At 72.9% G+C, this 16,872-nt stretch carries 10 protein-coding genes and 1 pseudogene; 4 read left to right on the top strand and 7 right to left on the bottom strand.

All coding sequences use genetic code 11. The annotated features are described in order from the left end of the window. Positions 1-66: 66 nt before the first annotated feature. Positions 67-2,322, bottom strand: coding sequence for an SF1B family DNA helicase RecD2 (gene recD2, locus AB0F82_RS28075; protein WP_362632334.1), 2,256 nt, complete (start codon positions 2,320-2,322; stop codon positions 67-69). A gap of 332 nt (positions 2,323-2,654) precedes the next feature. Between recD2 and AB0F82_RS28080 the strand changes: the two are divergent. Continuing rightward, positions 2,655-3,287: pseudogene (locus AB0F82_RS28080) on the top strand (GNAT family N-acetyltransferase); the annotation flags it as partial. On the opposite strand, the gene AB0F82_RS28085 reads toward AB0F82_RS28080, so the two are convergent. Next, positions 3,238-4,164, bottom strand: a complete 927-nt coding sequence (locus tag AB0F82_RS28085; RefSeq protein ID WP_362632336.1) for an EamA family transporter — start codon at positions 4,162-4,164, stop codon at positions 3,238-3,240. The pseudogene AB0F82_RS28080 and the gene AB0F82_RS28085 overlap by 50 nt on opposite strands. An 89-nt stretch (positions 4,165-4,253) precedes the next feature. On the opposite strand from AB0F82_RS28085, the gene AB0F82_RS28090 reads away from it, so the two are divergent. Both AB0F82_RS28090 and AB0F82_RS28095 read left to right on the top strand, forming a co-directional pair. Then, positions 4,254-5,156 (top strand): LysR family transcriptional regulator, encoded by a 903-nt coding sequence (locus AB0F82_RS28090; RefSeq protein WP_356810119.1) that lies wholly within the window; start codon positions 4,254-4,256, stop codon positions 5,154-5,156. Positions 5,157-5,480: 324 nt separating this feature from the next. Next, positions 5,481-7,298, top strand: a complete 1,818-nt coding sequence (locus tag AB0F82_RS28095; RefSeq protein ID WP_356810120.1) for a glycoside hydrolase family 3 protein — start codon at positions 5,481-5,483, stop codon at positions 7,296-7,298. Positions 7,299-7,374: 76 nt separating this feature from the next. Here AB0F82_RS28095 and AB0F82_RS28100 read toward each other — a convergent pair whose 3' ends face one another. Together AB0F82_RS28100 and AB0F82_RS28105 are read right to left on the bottom strand one after the other, a co-directional pair. Continuing rightward, positions 7,375-8,808 (bottom strand): S28 family serine protease, encoded by a 1,434-nt coding sequence (locus AB0F82_RS28100; protein WP_356810121.1) that lies wholly within the window; start codon positions 8,806-8,808, stop codon positions 7,375-7,377. A gap of 84 nt (positions 8,809-8,892) precedes the next feature. Next, the gene (locus AB0F82_RS28105) at positions 8,893-9,294 is read right to left on the bottom strand and encodes a hypothetical protein (RefSeq protein WP_362632339.1); all 402 of its coding nucleotides are present in this window, start codon (positions 9,292-9,294) and stop codon (positions 8,893-8,895) included. 261 nt (positions 9,295-9,555) lie between these two features. On the opposite strand from AB0F82_RS28105, the gene AB0F82_RS28110 reads away from it, so the two are divergent. Next, positions 9,556-10,110, top strand: a complete 555-nt coding sequence (locus tag AB0F82_RS28110; RefSeq protein WP_362632340.1) for an EF-hand domain-containing protein — start codon at positions 9,556-9,558, stop codon at positions 10,108-10,110. Positions 10,111-10,136: 26 nt separating this feature from the next. On the opposite strand, the gene AB0F82_RS28115 is transcribed toward AB0F82_RS28110, so the two are convergent. From AB0F82_RS28115 to speB, 3 genes are all read right to left on the bottom strand, one after another. Beyond that, positions 10,137-13,991: an ABC transporter ATP-binding protein gene (locus tag AB0F82_RS28115; protein WP_362632342.1), complete on the bottom strand. Its 3,855-nt coding sequence runs from the start codon at positions 13,989-13,991 to the stop codon at positions 10,137-10,139. A gap of 163 nt (positions 13,992-14,154) precedes the next feature. Then, positions 14,155-15,840 carry a thiamine pyrophosphate-binding protein gene (locus tag AB0F82_RS28120; RefSeq protein ID WP_362632344.1) on the bottom strand — a complete coding sequence of 562 codons (1,686 nt, stop codon included), beginning with the start codon at positions 15,838-15,840 and terminating at the stop codon, positions 14,155-14,157. 29 nt (positions 15,841-15,869) lie between these two features. After that, positions 15,870-16,832, bottom strand: coding sequence for an agmatinase (gene speB / locus AB0F82_RS28125; protein ID WP_030032703.1), 963 nt, complete (start codon positions 16,830-16,832; stop codon positions 15,870-15,872). Between the last annotated feature and the right edge of the window lie 40 nt (positions 16,833-16,872).

Genomic DNA, 16,872 nt, shown 5'->3' on the forward strand with positions numbered 1-16,872 from the left:
GAGTGCCGCCAACCTGTTCATCCTGCCCCCTCCGCACGGCGGCGGGAACCCCAAATGATCGATCATCTAGGTGATGTTTCCCACCGGTATCCGTCCGGACAGCCGTGGCGCGACCGCCGTGTACCTCCTGCCTGCGGAAACGGTACGCACCGCCTGGCCGAGGGCTTTCCGGGACCCGACGAGGACGACCAATTTCTTCGCCCTGGTCACCGCCGTGTAGAGCAAATTCCGCTGGAGCATCATCCAAGCGCCGGTGGTGACCGGGATCACCACCGCGGGATATTCACTCCCCTGGGAGCGGTGGATGGTGACGGCGTAGGCGTGGGCCAGCTCGTCGAGCTCGGAGAACTCGTAGCCGATCTCCTCGTCCTCCTCCGTCCGCACCGTCAGGCGCTGTTCGTCGACGTCCAGGCCGATGACGACACCTACGGTGCCGTTGAAGACGCCGTTCGCGCCCTTGTCGTAGTTGTTGCGGATCTGCGTGACCTTGTCGCCCACCCGGAAGACCCGGCCGCCGAACCGCTTCTCCGGCAGGTCGGGCCGGGCCGGGGTCATCGCCTGCTGGAGCAGCCCGTTGAGGTTCCCCGCGCCCGCCGGGCCGCGGTGCATGGGGGCGAGCACCTGGACGTCCCGTCTCGGGTCGAGGCCGAACCGGGCCGGGATCCTGCGGGCCGCCACGTCCACGGCCAGCACACCCGCCGCCTCGGTGTCCTCCTCGGGGAAGAGGAAGAAGTCCGGCAGCCCGTCGGTGATGGGCCGGACACCGGTGTTGATCCGGTGCGCGTTGGTGACCACGCCGGACTGCTGGGCCTGCCGGAAGATCCGGGTGAGGCGCACCGCGGGCACCGGGCCGCCCTCCGCGAGCAGGTCGCGCAGCACCTCCCCGGCGCCGACCGACGGCAGCTGGTCCACGTCCCCCACCAGCAGCAGGTGGGCACCCGGCGCCACGGCCTTGACCAGCTTGTTGGCCAGCAGCAGGTCCAGCATCGAGGCCTCGTCGACCACGACCAGGTCGGCGTCCAGCGGCCGGTCCCGGTCGTACGCCGCGTCCCCGCCCGGTTTGAGCTCCAGCAGCCGGTGCACCGTGGAGGCCTCGGCCCCGGTGAGCTCCGAAAGCCGCTTCGCCGCCCGGCCGGTGGGCGCGGCCAGCACCACCTTGGCCTTCTTGGCCCGGGCCAGCTCGACGATGGAGCGCACGGTGAAGGACTTGCCGCAGCCGGGGCCGCCCGTGAGGACCGCGACCCGGCGGGTCAGCGCCAGCTTGACCGCGTCCCGCTGCTCCGGGGCGAGCGCGGCCCCCGTACGCCCGGCGAGCCAGCCGAGGGCCTTGTCCCAGTCCACGTCCTGGAAGGACGGCATCCGGTCGTCCTCGGCGTTCAGCAGCCGGCGCACCTGCCCGACCAGGGACAGCTCGGCCCGGTGGAAGGGGACCAGGTACACGGCTGTCAGCGGATCGGGGCCGCCCTGCGGATCGGGCACGGACTCCCGTACGACGCCTTCCGGGTCGGCGGCCAGCTCGGCCAGGCACTCGATCACCAGCCCGGTGTCGACCTGGAGCAGCTTGACGCCGTCGGCGATGAGCTTCTCCTCGGGCAGGAAGCAGTGGCCCTGGTCGGTGGACTGGGACAGGGCGTACTGCAGCCCGGCCTTGACCCGCTCGGGGCTGTCGTGCGGTATCCCGACGGCCTGGGCGATGCGGTCGGCGGTGAGGAAGCCGATGCCCCACACGTCGGCGGCGAGCCGGTAGGGCTGGTTCTTGACGACGGAGATGGAAGCGTCGGCGTACTTCTTGTAGATGCGCACCGCGATGGAGGTGGAGACGCCGACGCCCTGCAGGAAGACCATGACCTCCTTGATGGCCTTCTGCTCCTCCCAGGCCGCCCCGATCAGCTTCGTCCGCTTGGGGCCGAGCCCGGGCACCTCGATCAGCCGCTTCGGCTCGGCCTCGATCACGTCGAGCGTGTCGGTGCCGAAGTGCTCCACGATCCGGTCGGCGATCTTCGGGCCGATGCCCTTGATCAGGCCGGAGCCGAGGTAGCGCCGGATGCCCTGGACGGTGGCGGGCAGGACGGTGCGGTAGTTCTCCACGCTGAACTGCCGGCCGTACTGCGGGTGGGAGCCCCAACGGCCCTCCATGCGCAGCGATTCGCCGGGCTGCGCCCCGAGCAGGGAGCCGACCACGGTGAGCAGGTCGCCGCTGCCGCGGCCGGTGTCGACGCGGGCGACCGTGTAGCCGCTGTCCTCGTTGGCGTAGGTGATGCGCTCGAGCACGCCCTCGACCACCGCCAGTTGCACCGCCGCAGGTGCCCCGTCCGTTGCCATGACCCGAAACTACCGGGCGGCGCCGACATCCCGTCAGGCCTGTGGACAGCGCGAAGGGGGTCCCGCCTCACGGCCGGACCCCCTCACGGTTACCCCTCCCTCGTCGGACTTCCCGATCCCCCCAGATCCCTCCCCGGAAGTGCCGACGCACCATACGACCCGCGACCCCCCGGGAGGGTTGCATCCGGAGTCGCAGATTTACGTTTCCGTTACCCAACGCCTACCCGAGGTACCGGCGAATCGGCGCAAAGTAGCGTTTCGGGCATGAGCGAATCTTCATTCCAGGACGACGTGCTGGGCGAGCTCGGTGACGACCGCTGCTGAACGAGATCGTGATGGCCGGGGTGCCTGCCAAGCTGAGCCGGCCCGTCGCCAACGCCGTCTCGCCCCGCCCCCGCGCGCTATCCTCGGGCGCCATGGACACGCCCACGGCATCCCGGACGCCTGAGGACCCTGAGGCGAAGGCGGTGCGCCTGCGCGATCCGGGGCCCGGCGAACTGGGCTGGATCGTGCAGCGGCACGGCGCGCTGTACGCCGCCGAGTACGGCTGGAACGCCGAGTTCGAGGGCCTGGTGGCCCGGATCGTCGCCGACTTCGCTGAGGACCACGACCCCTACCTGGAACGGGTCTGGATCGCCGAGCTGGACGGCCGCCCGGTGGGCTCGGTGATGTGCGTACGGGAGGACGGCGCACCCGGCACCGCCCGGCTGAGGCTGCTTCTGGTCGACCCGGAGGGCCGCGGCCGCGGCATCGGGGGCCTGCTGGTCGACACGGTCGTCGCCTTCGCCCGCTCGGTCGGCTACCGCGAGCTGGTGCTGTGGACCAACGACGTGCTGACCGCTGCCCGCGAGCTCTACCTGCGGGCGGGGTTCACCCTGGTCGCCGAACGGCCGCACCGCTCGTACGGGGTCTCCCTCATCGGGCAGGACTGGCGCCTGCCCCTGCAGGACGCCTCCCGGCACTGACGGCCGCGGTACGGGCCCGGGGCCGCGCGGGGGCCAGCGACGTCAGCGCCACCCCGCCCACCAGCAGCGCCGCCGCCACCCAGCGCAGGCCCGACACCTGCTCCCCCAGCACCAGGGCCGCCGAGGACATCCCGAAGACCGGCACCAGCAGGCTGAAGGGGGCCACCGACGAGGCCGGGTAGCGGTGCAGCAGGTAGCCCCAGGCCCCGAAGCCGAAGACGGTCGAGACCCAGGCGACGTACGCGATGACGCCGACCCCGGACCAGTCCAGGGCCCGCAGCGCGGCCAGGTCCCGCTCGGGGCCCTCCAGGAGCAGCGACAGTGCGAACAGCGGCACCACGGGCACCGTGCACACCCACACCATGAAGTTCAGCGCGTCCGGCGGGGAGGCCTTGCGGGTCAGGACGTTGGAGACGCCCCAGCAGGCGGCGGCCGCCACGACCAGGGTGAAGCCGAGCACCGGCCCGGAGGTTCCCCCGTCCACTGCGGCCACCGCGATCCCGGCCAGCGCCACTGCCATGCCGGTCACCCGCACCCGGCCCGGCCGCTCGCGGAGCACGACGGCGGCGAGGACGGCGGTGAAGACGGCCTGGACCTGCAGGACCAGGGAGGACAGCCCGGCCGGCATCCCCGCGTCCATGCCGGTGAAGAGCAGGCCGAACTTGGCGATGCCGAGGGCGATCCCCACTCCCGCGATCCACTTCCAGGCCACCTTGGGCCGCCCGACGAAGAACACGGCGGGCAGGGCGGCGACGAGGAAGCGCAGCGCGGACAGCAACAGGGGCGGGAAATGGTCGAGTCCGATCTCGATGACCACGAAGTTGAAGCCCCAGACGGCGGCGACGAGCACGGCGAGTGCGGTGTGTACGGGACGCATGCACCGAGCATCACCTCGACGAACCATGAAGCACCAGCACGAATCCCTTCCTTGACCGATGAAGCATCGCTAACGAATAGGATGAGGGCATGCTCGATCTCGCCCGGCTGCGCGCCCTGCACGCCGTATCCGTACACGGCTCGGTCGCGGGCGCGGCGGCCGCCCTCGGCTACACGCCCTCCGCGGTCTCGCAGCAGATCGCCAAGCTGGAACGGGAGACCCGAACCACCCTGCTGGAGCGGCGCGGGCGCGGGGTCGCCCTCACCGAGGAGGCCCGCCACCTGGCCGACACCGCCCAGGAGCTGCTGGCGATCGTGGAGCGCGCCGAGACGACCCTGGAGGAGCGCCGCGGGCAGCCGAGCGGGCTGCTCACGGTCGCCGCGTTCGCCTCGGCCGCGCGCGGGCTGCTGCCGGGAGTGCTGGCCGACCTGGCCCACCGGCACCCGGCACTGGACGTACGCCTCACCGAGGTCGACCCGCACCTGTCGGTGGACCTGGTGGCCCGCGGCGTCACCGACCTGGCGGTGGCCCACGACTGGGACATCGCCCCGCTGCCCGCCCCCGAGGGAGTGGAACAGGCCCTCATCGGGGACGACCTCTGCGACCTGGTGGTACCGGCCGGCCACCCCTTCACCACCCGCGGGACCGTCCGGCGCTCGGACCTCGGCGGCCAGCGCTGGGTGTGCCAGCCGCCCGGCCGGGTCTGCCACGACTGGCTGATGCGGACGCTGCGCACCGCCGGCTTCGAGCCCGACATCGCGCACGTCGCGGAGGAGAACCACACCATCGTCGCCCTGGTCGCGGCCGGACTGGGAGTGGCGGTCGTCCCCCGGCTCGGCACGGGCACCCTGCCGCCGGGTGCCGTGGCCGTACCGCTGGAACCGGGTCCCGTCCGCAGGCTGTACGCCCTGTGGCGCGCCGGAGCCGCCCGCCGCCCGGCCATCACCGAAACCGTCCGCACCCTCCAGGACCACTGGACGGCACGCAGCTAGGACGTGTCGAGGCACGGCCCCGGACAACGCGGGCCCGGCCGACAAGATCCGAAGGACACGTCCTGGGGCGTGTCCTGCGACGGACGCCCACCGGTGCCTCGCGGGCCGGGCCCTACGCGGACGGGTGTGTGCCGGGGGTGCCCCCGCAGGGCGCCGGACGCAACCGTCCCGCACACCGCCCCGCCACGCCCGAGGAGACACCCCCCGGCGCGTGGCCGGCCCCGCCGACACCTGCGACCCGGCACCCCGGACAGGCAGGCCCCACGGGGCGACACGCCCCGACACGCCCGGCGGCGCCCGGACGGCACCGGTAGGGTCCGGCCCGTGCCGAACCACGCCTCCCGCCGGACCCTGCTCGCCGCGGCCGCCGCCACGGCCGCGGGGGCGGTCGCGGCCGCCTCGGGCACCGCCCGCACCGCCGCCGCCGACATCGCCGACGCCCTCAATCCCGAAGGGCCTCCGGGCCGCCGGCCCGACCGGGCCGGCCTCCGGCGCGCCGTGGACCGGATGAGCCTCGCCGAGAAGGTCGGGCAGCTGTTCGTCTCCCGGGCGTACGGGCATTCAGCAACCGCACCCGACCCGGCCGACGCCGAACAGAACCAGGCCATGTTCGGTGTGCGCACCGCCGCCGAGCTGGTCTCCCGCTACCACCTCGGCGGGATCGTCTACTTCGCCTGGGCCCACAACACCCGCACCCCGCAGCAGATCGCCGCGCTGTCGACCGGCCTCCAGCAGGCGGCCCTCACCTCCGGCGCCCGGATCCCGCTGCTGCTCTCCACCGACCAGGAGCACGGCGCCGTGGCCCGCATCGGCAGGCCCGCCACGCTCTTCCCGGGGGCGATGGCGCTCGGCGCCTCCGGTTCCGCCGCCGACGCCCGGCGCGCGGCCCGCATCGCGGGCTCCGAGCTGGCCGCCATGGGCATCCGGCAGGATTACGCCCCGGTGGCCGACGTCAACGTCAACCCGGCCAATCCGGTCATCGGCGTACGCTCCTTCGGCTCCGACCCGCGCGCCGTCGCGGGACTGGCCGCCGCGCAGGTGCGCGGCTACCAGGGTGCCGGGGTGGCCGCGACCGCCAAGCACTTCCCCGGCCACGGGGACACCGAGACCGACAGCCACGTCGGCCTGCCGGTCATGCGGCACACCCGCGCCGAGTGGGAGGAGCTGGACGAGCCGCCCTTCCGGGCCGCGGTGGAGGCCGGCGTGGACGCGGTCATGACGGCGCACATCGTCTTCCCCGCGCTCGATCCCTCGGGGGATCCGGCGACCCTCTCCCGGCCGATCGTCACCGGCATCCTGCGCGAACGCCTCGGCTTCCAGGGGGTGGTGGTCACCGACGCCCTGGACATGGCCGGCGTCCGCCAGAAGTACGGCGACGACCGCGTGCCCGTACTGGCCCTGCTGGCGGGCTGCGACCAGCTGTTGAACCCGCCGGACCTGCCGCTCGCCCACCGCAGCGTGCTGGCGGCCGTCGGGTCCGGCGAGCTGACGGAGGCCCGGATCGACGAGTCGGTGCTGCGGATCCTGGAAGTGAAGTCCCGCCGGGGGCTGTTCGACGAGGCGTACCCCTCGGCCGCGGCGGTGGACGCGGTCGTGGGCGTGCGCGAGCACCTCGACGCCGCCGACCGGATCGCGGCCGCCACCACGACCCTGCTGGCGAACCCGGCCGCCCTGGTGCCGGTCGACGCCAAGGCCGCGCCGCGGCTGCTGGTCACCGGGACGGACCCGGTCTCCCCCAGCGGCACCACCGGCCCGCCCACCGTCGTCCTGGCCCGGGAGCTGACCGCGCTGGGCTGCAGGGCCACGGCGGTGGCGCCTGTGCGCGCGGTGGCCGCGGCGGCCGGCAACGCCGCGGTGCTGGTGTGCACGTACAACGTCCCCGAGGGGGACAGCCCCCAGCGCACCCTGGTGACGGACCTGATCGCCACCGGCGTCCCGGTGGTCCTGGTGGCGCTCCGCAACCCCTACGACCCGGCCCGGCTGCCGGCCTGCGCGGCCGAACTCGCGACGTACTCGTGGGGGGACGCGGAGATGCGGGCGGCGGCCCGGGTCCTGACCGGGGCGGCGCGGCCCGCGGGCCGTCTGCCCGTGCCGGTCCCCGGCCGCTACCCGCTGGGGCACGGGCTCTCGCTCGACGCGTGAGACCGGCCGCGGACACGGCAGAGGGCGCGCCCGCACGGGTGCGGACACGCCCTCGTCCCTCACAGCCGCAAGGCCCTTACGGGCGCAGCTGCGGCTCGCGTTCCAGGTCGCGCCGGTCGAGCTCGGCGTCCGGGGCCGCCAGCGGGGCCGCCCGGCCCGCGTCGGCGAGTGCGGCGGCCGGCGCCACCCCGGCCCACTGGAGGATCTTGGCGGTCGCGAGGGCCTTCTCGCCGTCGAGGAGCTTGGCGACGTTCGCCCCGTGGTTGGCGCCCGGCGCGGTCATCACGTAGCTGTCGCGAGCCCCGTAGCCGATGCGGAACGGCTCGGCGCCCCACGGGTCGTTCTGCCCGTACACGAACAGCATCTGGTTCGCGTGGTCGCGCACCCACGTGTCGATGTCGGCCATGGCTCCCGGCTGGAAGGCCATGGGGATGTCGCGGGGCACGAAGTTGCGCGGCGGCTGGTAGCCGTAGCGGCTCAGGTTGCCCAGGTGCGGCTGCTTGATGTCCGGGGAGCCGAGCTGGGTCCCCGCCTGGTAGTAGTACGGCGTGTACGTCTCCAGGCCCTGGTCGGTGTAGGCGGAGAAGCCGGAGATCGCGTCGATCGAGTCCCAGATCTCCTGGTCGCTCGCGGTGGCGGCGGCCGGGACGGAGGCGCAGTCGGCCAGCAGGCTGTACTGCCAGAAGGCCCACACGTAGTCGAGGACGACGGCCTCGTAGGCCTTGTCGAGGTTGCCGACGGTGGTGAAGGTCCAGCCGTTCTCGGCGGCGGCCGCCGCGTACTTGGCCTCCAGCGGCTCACGGCGCACCAGGGCCTCGCGCTGCACCGCGTTCAGCTTGTCGCGGCACTCCTTGGTGCCGACCTTGGCGAAGAACCGGTCGTAGGCCGAGTCCTCCTTGTTGACGACGTCGTTGGGCGCGACGTACGCGACGACGCCGTCCATGTCGCGCGGGTAGAAGCGCTCGTAGTACGTGGCCGTCATGCCGCCCTTGCTGCCGCCGGTGGCCAGCCAGTTCTTCTTGTAGATCTTCTTCAGGGCGGTGAAGACGCGGTGCTGGTCACTGGCGGCCTGCCAGATGTCCAGGTTGGCCCAGTTGGCCGCGTCGGGCCGGGAGGGGGTGAAGAATCGATACTCCATGGACACCTGGTTGCCGTCGACGATGGTCGTCGGCTCGCTGCGGCGCGGGCTGGTGTTGACGTTGTAGCCGGAGGTGAAGAAAACCGACGGCCGCGAGACGTCCTTGTGCAACAGGGTCAGGCGCTGCTTGAAGGTGCCCTTCCACGGCTGCCGGTGGTCGACCGGCTGCTCGTAGTTCAGTACGAAGAATCGGTAGCCGGGGTACGGCTTCTCCTCGATCAGGCTCATCCCGGGAATGCCGAGGATCTGGTCCTTGATGTCCGCGGCGGCCGTCGGCTCCGCGGCGGTGGCCGCTTGTGCCGTGGAGCCGGCCGCACCCATGGTGCCGATGAGCACCACGAGCGACAGCAGCCATCCGAGCGTCTTGCGCATTCGCCCTCCCCTTGAGTTCACTTCGGTCGCCGTGAACCTAGCCGGGCCAACACGCCGCTGAACAGACCCAGTTGGGACTGTCCCTCAGCACAGGATCCAGCCGGAGTCGGCCGAACCGGCCCCCAAGCTCCCCTTTACATACACACAGCGGCTGATCGCCCCTACGGTGACAGGTCCGGCATACCGGGTGAATCGCCCCGCGTCGCGCACCGGCGCACCGCCGCGCGGCTGGATGCTCACCGCCATCCGCCGGCGCTCGCCGGACGTCCGGGCCACGGTCATCGCACAGGCCTGGTTGCGGCTCTTGTAGACGCGCAGCTCCCCCTCGCCGAAGGCCACCGTGCGCGCGAGCCGGCCCGCGCACCCACCGCTCGCCGCCTGGACGGGCGGCCCGGCGAACAGTCCGCCGACACAGAGCCACAGGGCCGCTGTGAGCGCTCCCAGAGGCGCGGCCCGACGGCCCCGCCCGCTCCACCCCTGCACCATCCAGCCCCCCCCGATCGGTCGTACACACGGACGAAGTGCGCACGCACGTACGACGCCCGGACGCGCCGGAAGGTTGCGTCGGCCAAGGACCCGGCCGCCCGCCGCGGGCCGCCCCTCCCCCGTACAGGTGCATCCGCAACTGCCCGCCGGGGGTACGGGAGTTCGCGATCCGACGGGAGATTACGCTAGGTGACCGCAAGCCCGCACAACGTACCCGCGTTCGTACCCGCGGACGTGGACGTAGCCGTGAAAGGCACTCACATGACGAACGACCTGCTCGACCGCAAGCTGGAGCGCGCCTTCACGCACCTGGACGCCGACCGGAGCGGGGTGATCGACGCCGACGACATCATCGCGCTCGGCTCGCGGCTGCTGACCGCCCTCGCGGAGCCCGCCGACTCACCCAAGGCCACCCTGGTGATGGGCGGGCTGGCCGACTTCTGGCAGGACCTCTTCACCGAGCTGGACCTCGACCGGGACGGCAAGGTCACGCCCGAGGAGTACAAGGCGGGCATGACCCGGCTGTACGCGCAGGGCGGGCCGGCCTACGACCGTTCGTTCCGTCCGATGATGCGGGCGATCCTCACGATCGTCGACACCGACGGCGACGGGCGCATCAGCCCGGAGGAGTTCCACCGGGCGCAGGAGGCCTTCGGCACCGACCTGAGCCCCGCCCACACCGAGGCGTTGTTCCGCCGGATCGACGCGGACGGGGACGGCACCCTGACGGTGGACGAACTGCTCGGCGCGGTACGCGAGTACTACACCGGCACCGACGAGGACGCCCCGGGGAACCTGCTGTTCGGCGAGTTCTGATCCCCGGGGCCGCCACGGCCCGCCCGCTAGGCCGCTGCGGGCTCGTCCTCCCCGACGAAGGTGCGCCACAGTTCGGCGTACCGGCCGCCGCGCGCCAGGAGTTCGGTGTGGGAGCCGTCCTCGACGACGCGGCCGCGGTCCATGACCACGACCCGGTCGGCGCGCGCGGCGGTGGTCAGGCGGTGCGCCACCACCAGCGTGGTGCGCTTGCCCGCGAGCCGGTCCGTCGCCTGGTTGACCTGGGCCTCGGTGGCCAGGTCGAGGGCGGCGGTGGCCTCGTCGAGCAGCAGCACGTCCGGGTCGACGAGCTCCGCGCGGGCCAGCGCGATCAACTGGCGCTGGCCCGCGGAGAGGTTGCGGCCCCGCTCCGCGACGGTGTGCAGGTAGCCGCCGTCGAGGGTGGCGATCATGGCGTGGGCGCCGACCGCGCGGGCGGCGGCCTCCACCTCGGCGTCACTCGCCTCCGGCCGCCCGTAGGCGATGGCGTCGCGGACGGTCCCCGGGAAGAGGTACGACTCCTGGGGGACGACACCCAGCCGGTGGCGGTACGCCGTCAGGTCGAGCTCCCTCAGGTCGGCGCCGTCGGCGGTGATCCGGCCGGAGGTCGGGTCGTAGAACCGCGCCACCATCTTGACCAGGGTGGACTTTCCGGCGCCGGTCTCGCCGACGAAGGCGACGGTCTGACCCGCGGGTATGCGCAGGCTGATGCCGGCCAGGGCCTCGCCGTTCTCGCCGCGCTCGTGGGCCGTCCCGTACTGGAAGCGGACGTTCTCGAAGGCGATCTCCCCGCGCAGCGCGGGCATGTCGCGCGGGTCCTCGGGCCGCGGGGTGGTGGTCGGCTCGCGCAGCAGGTCCTGGATGCGGCCGAGGGAGACGGTGGCCTGCTGGTAGCCGTCGAAGACCTGGGAGAGCTGCTGGACCGGGGCGAAGAACAGGTCGATGTAGAGCAGGTACGCGACCAGTGCGCCGGTGGTGAGCGTCCCGGCCTCCACCCGGCCCGCGCCGACGATCAGCACGGCGGCCGCGGCGGCCGAGGACAGCAGCTGCACGAACGGGAAGTAGACCGATATCAGCCACTGGCCGCGGATGCGGGCCTGGCGGTAGGAGTCGCTGCGCTCGGCGAAGCGGGTGGCGCCGGAGCCCTCGCGGCGGAAGGCCTGGACGATCCGCAGACCGGAGACGGACTCCTGCAGGTCGGCGTTGACCAGGCTGACCCGGTCGCGTGCGAGCTCGTAGGCGGCGACGGACTTGCGGCGGAACACGATCGTCCCGACGACCAGGACGGGCAGGGTCGCGAAGACGATCAGCGCGAGCTCGACGTCGAGGACGAGCAGGGCGACCAGGATCCCGAAGAAGGTGAAGACGGAGACGACGGCCGTGACCAGCCCGGTCTGCAGGAACGTCGACAGCGAGTCCACGTCCGTGGTCATCCGGGTCATGATCTTGCCGGTCAACTCGCGCTCGTAGTAGTCGAGGCCGAGCCGCTGGAGCTGGGCGAAGATCTTGACGCGGAGCGAGTACAGGACGCGCTCGCCGGTGCGGCCCGTCATCCGGGTCTCGGCGACCTGCGCGGCCCACTGGGCGATGACCACCGCGAGGGCGAGGCCGGCGGCCACCCAGACGGCGCCGAGCACGGCCTGCTCCACGCCCTGGTCGATGCCGTGGCGGATCAGGATCGGCAGGAGCAGTCCGGCGCCCGCGTCCACGGCGACGAGCGCGAGGCTGATGGCGAGCGGCGCCCAGAACCCCTTCAGCAGGCGGCGCAGGCCGTAGCTCTCCTCGGCGGCCGCGGCGCGGCTCTCGTCCACGTCGGGCCGGTCGTCGGCGGGCGGCAGCGCGGCCACCTGTGCGAGCAGTTCGGGGGTGGCGGGCATTCCGGCGACCGCACCGGCCATGGAGTGGCCGGCTCCGGGCATCCCGCCTGCAGCGGCGGCGGGGGCGCCGGCGGCGGCCGCTCCGGGCTCGTCGCGGCGGCGCCACAGCTCGGGGGTGATCCCGGCGGGGACCCTGCGCTTGGCGTTGACGGGCTCGGAGTCGATCTCGGCCTCGAACTCGATGTCGCGTTCGAGGTCGCGGTCGAGATCGCTCTCGAACTCGGCCATCGCGAGGGCGTCCGGGGTCCGCGGCGAGCCGGCGCCGAGCGCGTCGGGGTCGGTCAGCAGCCTGCGGTAGAGCGGCGAGCGCTTCTCCAGCTCCTCGTGCGTGCCGATCTCGGCGAGCCGCCCGCGGTCCAGTACGGCGATCCGGTCGGCCAGCGCGAGCGTGGAGCGGCGGTGGGCGATCAGCACGGTGGTCCGGCCGGCCATGACCGCGCGCAGGGCCTCGTGGATCTCGTGCTCGACACGGGCGTCCACGGCGGAGGTGGCGTCGTCGAGGAGCAGCAGCCTGGGGTCGGTGAGGATCGCCCGGGCCAGCGCGATGCGCTGGCGCTGGCCGCCGGAGAGGGTCAGGCCCTGCTCGCCGACCTTGGTGTCGTACCCGGCGGGCAGGGCCCGGACGAACCCGTCGGCCTGGGCGGCGCGGGCGGCGGCCTCGATCTGCTCGTCGGTGGCGCCCGGGTGCCCGTAGGCGATGTTGGCGCGGATGGTGTCGGAGAAGAGGAAGGAGTCCTCGGGGACCAGGCCGATCGCGCCGCGCAGGGACGCGTAGGTCAGCTCGCGGACGTCGTGGCCGCCGATGCGGACGGTGCCGCGGTCGGCGTCGTAGAAGCGCGGCATCAGGAGCGAGACGGTGGACTTCCCGCTGCCGGAGGCACCGACGACGGCAACGGTCTCGCCCTCCGCCACGGAGAGCGAGAACCCGTCGAGGACGGGCCGCTGGGGGTCGTAGCCGAAGTGGACGTCCTCGAACTCGACGGTGGCGGGCGCGTCGGCGGGCAGTTCGTGCTCGCCCTCCGCGATCGCGGGCTCGGTGTCGATGAGCTCGAAGACCCGCTCCACGCCGGCGCGGGCCTGCTGGGCGACGGTGAGGACCATGGCGAGCATGCGGACGGGGCCGACGAGCTGCGCGAGATAGGTGGAGAAGGCGACGAAGGTACCGAGCGTGACCTGCCCCTCGGTGGCCATCCAGCCGCCGAGGGCCAGCATGGCCACCTGGGCGAGCGCGGGCACGGCCTGGAGGGCGGGGGTGTAGCGGGAGTTGAGCCGGATGGCCCGCAGCCGTCCGGCGAAGAGCCTGCGCCCGGCCTCGCGGAGCTTGCCGGTCTCCTGCTCCTCCTGCCCGAAGCCCTTGACGACGCGTACGCCGGTCACGGCCCCGTCGACGACGCCCGCGACGGCGGCGGCCTGGCCCTGCGCGTACCAGGTCGCGGGGAAGAGCTTCTTGCGGCTGCGCTTGGCGATGAACCAGAGCGCCGGGGCCATCAGCAGCGCGACGACGGTCAGCAGCGGCGACAGCCACAGCATGATCCCGAGGGATATCCCGAAGAGCAGGAAGTTCCCGATCGTCATCGGGAGCATGAAGAGCAGGCCCTGGATGAGCTGCAGGTCGGTGGTGGCGCGTCCGACGACCTGCCCGGTGGACAGCTCGTCCTGGCGCCGCCCGTCGAGCCGGGAGATGGTGTCGTACATGTCGGTGCGCAGGTCGTGCTGCACGTCGAGGGCGAGGCGTCCGCCGTAGTACCGGCGTATGTAGGTGAAGGCGTACACGAGCAGGGCGGCCGCTATGAGCATCCCGGCCCAGGGGCCCATGGGCTTGGTCCGGTCCCCGATGACGTCGTCGATGATGACCTTGGTGACGAGGGGTACGAGCGCCATGACGGCCATGCCCGCCAGGGAGGAGCCGAGCGCGAGCAGCACGTTGGCCTTGTACCGCCAGGTGTAGGCGGCCAGCCTCTTGGCCCAGCCCTGTTTCTCCCCCGCCGCTGTCTGTGCCGCCGCCACGTAGGCCTCCCCGTTCGGTCCTGTCCTGCCGGAAGCGGGAACGCCCCGACCGGCGGATTTCATCCCGCCGCAACCATTCGAACGTGTACGCAGGTCGGCTCCGGCGCACCCGGGGGAGCCCCGCCGTTGGGCCGCCCGGGTCGCACGCCGCCGCCCCCGGGGGTCAAAGGTGGGTGGGGGCGAACATCCTGAGGGTGGCCGGGAGGACCAGGACCGAGGGGCCCGGGGCGGCGAGGGCCTTCCTGAGGTCGGTCGTCAGGGATTCGGGGGTCGTCGTGGCCGCCGGAACGCCGAAGGACTCCGCCAGGGCGGTGAAGTCGGGGCGGGTGAGCTCCGTGCCCGTGGTGCGGCCCTCGAAGGCGTCGGTCATGTACTCGCGCAGGATGCCGTAGCCGCCGTCGTCCACGATCAGCCAGGTGACGTCCAGGTCGTGCTGCCGGGCCGTGGCCAGCTCCGCGAGCGAGTACATCGCCCCGCCGTCCCCGGAGACGGCGAGCACCGGGGTGCCGGGCTCGGCGACGCACGCGCCGAGGGCCGCCGGGAAGGCGTAGCCGAGGCCGCCGGCTCCCTGGGCCGAGTGCATGGTGTTGGGGTGCTTGGGGTCGAAGGCCGACCACGCCCAGTAGGACAGGATCGTCATGTCCCAGAAGGACGGGGAGCGGGCCGGCAGCGCTGACCGGATCGAGGTCAGCAGGGACTGCTCCAGGGCCAGGTCCTGGTCCGCGAGGCGGGCCGCGATGTCCTCCAGGACCATCCGGACCCGCTCGGGGGCGTGGTCGTCCTGCCGCTCGGACACCGTCTCCAGCAGCGCCTGGAGGGCGAGGCGGGCGTCCGCGTGGATGCCCAGGGCCGGGTGGTTGGCCTCCAGCTTGCCGAGGTCCGCGTCGATCTGGACGACCCGGCCCCTGGGGAGGAACGTGTGGTAGTTCGACGACAGTTCCCCGAGGCCCGAGCCGACGACGAGGAGCACGTCGGCGTCTTCGAGGAAGTCGGTCATGTGGCGGTCCTCCAGCCAGGACTGGAGGGACAGCGGGTGCGTCCAGGGGAAGGCGCCCTTGCCGCCGAAGGTGGTGACCACGGGTGCGTTCAGGCGCTCCGCGAGCTGCCTGAGCTTGCCGGACGCGTCCGAGCGGACGACCCCGCCGCCGGCGATGACCACCGGGCGGGAGGCGTGTGAGAGCCAGTGGGCCGCCACCGCGGTCAGCTCGGGACGGGGGGCGAGCTCGTGCGGGATCGCGTCCGTGCCCGTGACCTGCGGGACGATCGTCTCCGACCGCAGGACGTCCTCCGGGATCTCCACCCAGACGGGGCCGTGCGGAGCGGTGAGCGCGGACTCCCAGGCCTCGGCGATCACCGAGGGGATCTGGGAGGGGCTGCGCGCCTCGTGGACGGACTTGACCACGTCCCGGAAGGACGCGGCCTGGTCGCGCAGCTCGTGCAGGTGGCCGCGGCGCCCGCCGCCGAGGCCGGCGACCGGGACCTGGGAGGAGATGGCGAGGACGGGGGCGGAGGCCGCCGCCGCCTCTGCCAGGGCCGGCAGGGCGGTCAGCGCGCCGGGGCCGGTGGACAGCAGCAGGGGCGCCGCCTCGCCGGTGACACGGCCGTACGCGTCCGCCGCGAAGCCCGCGTTGTTCTCCACCCGGAGGGTGACGAGGCGCAGGTCGGAGCGCCCCACCGCGTCGAAGAGGCCGAGGGCGTGCTGCCCCGGCAGCCCGAAGACGGTGGTGGCGCCCAGCGAACGCAGCGTCTCCACGACCAGGTCCCCGCCCGTCCGCCCCGGCGGCGGGGCCAGGGCGGCGGCCGTCTGGGCCTCGGTGGGACGGAGTACCAGGTCGTGGTCGTGCGTCACGGGTGTGTGGTGCCCTTCTTGCGTGGCTCTTACTTGGCCTTCGCCGCCGCGATCTGACGGCTCATGATCGTGGTGAGCTCGTACGCGGTGTGCGAGGCCGCGACCGAGGTGATCTCGGCGTGATCGTACGCCGGGGCCACCTCGACCACGTCGGCGGAAACGAGGTTGCAGGAGGACAGTCCGCGGATGATCTCCAGCAGCTCGCGGGAGGTCATGCCGCCCGCCTCGGGGGTGCCGGTGCCGGGGGCGTGCGCCGGGTCCAGGACGTCGATGTCGATGGAGATGTAGAGCGGGCGGTCGCCGATGCGCTGGCGCAGCTGGTCGGCGACCTCGTCGGCGCCGCGGCGGTAGACGTCGGCCGAGGTGACGATGCCGAAGCCCATCTTCGCGTCGTCGTCGAGGTCCTGCTTGCCGTACAGCGGGCCGCGGGTGCCGACGTGGGAGAGGGCTTCGGTGTCGAGGATGCCCTCCTCGACGGCGCGGCGGAACGGGGTGCCGTGGGTGTACTCGGCGCCGAAGTAGGTGTCCCAGGTGTCCAGGTGCGCGTCGAAGTGCAGCAGCGCGACCGGGCCGTGCTTCTTGGCGACCGAACGCAGCAGCGGGAGGGCGATGGTGTGGTCGCCGCCGAGGGTCATCAGGCGGGAGCCGCCCGCGAGGAGTTCGTCGGCGGCGGCCTCGACCGTCTCCACGGCCTCGTTGATGTTGAAGGGGTTCACCGCGATGTCACCGGCGTCCGCGACCTGCGCGAGGGCGAAGGGGGAGGCGTCCTGCGCCGGGTTGTAGGGGCGCAGGAGGCGCGAGGCCTCACGGATCGCATTGCCGCCGAAGCGTGCGCCGGGGCGGTAGGAGACGCCGGAGTCGAAGGGCACGCCGACGACGGCGACGTCGGCGGAGCCGACCTCGTCGAGGCGGGGCAGCCGGGCGAAGGTGGCCGGGCCCGCGTAGCGCGGGATGCGGGAGGAGTCGACGGGTCCGCGCGGCTGCGTGCTCATGGCTGTGCCTCTTTCTCTGGCCTGACGTGTGCGGTCCTTC

This window comes from Streptomyces virginiae, from assembly GCF_040638905.1.
Taxonomy (GTDB): Bacteria; Actinomycetota; Actinomycetes; order Streptomycetales; family Streptomycetaceae; genus Streptomyces; species Streptomyces virginiae_B.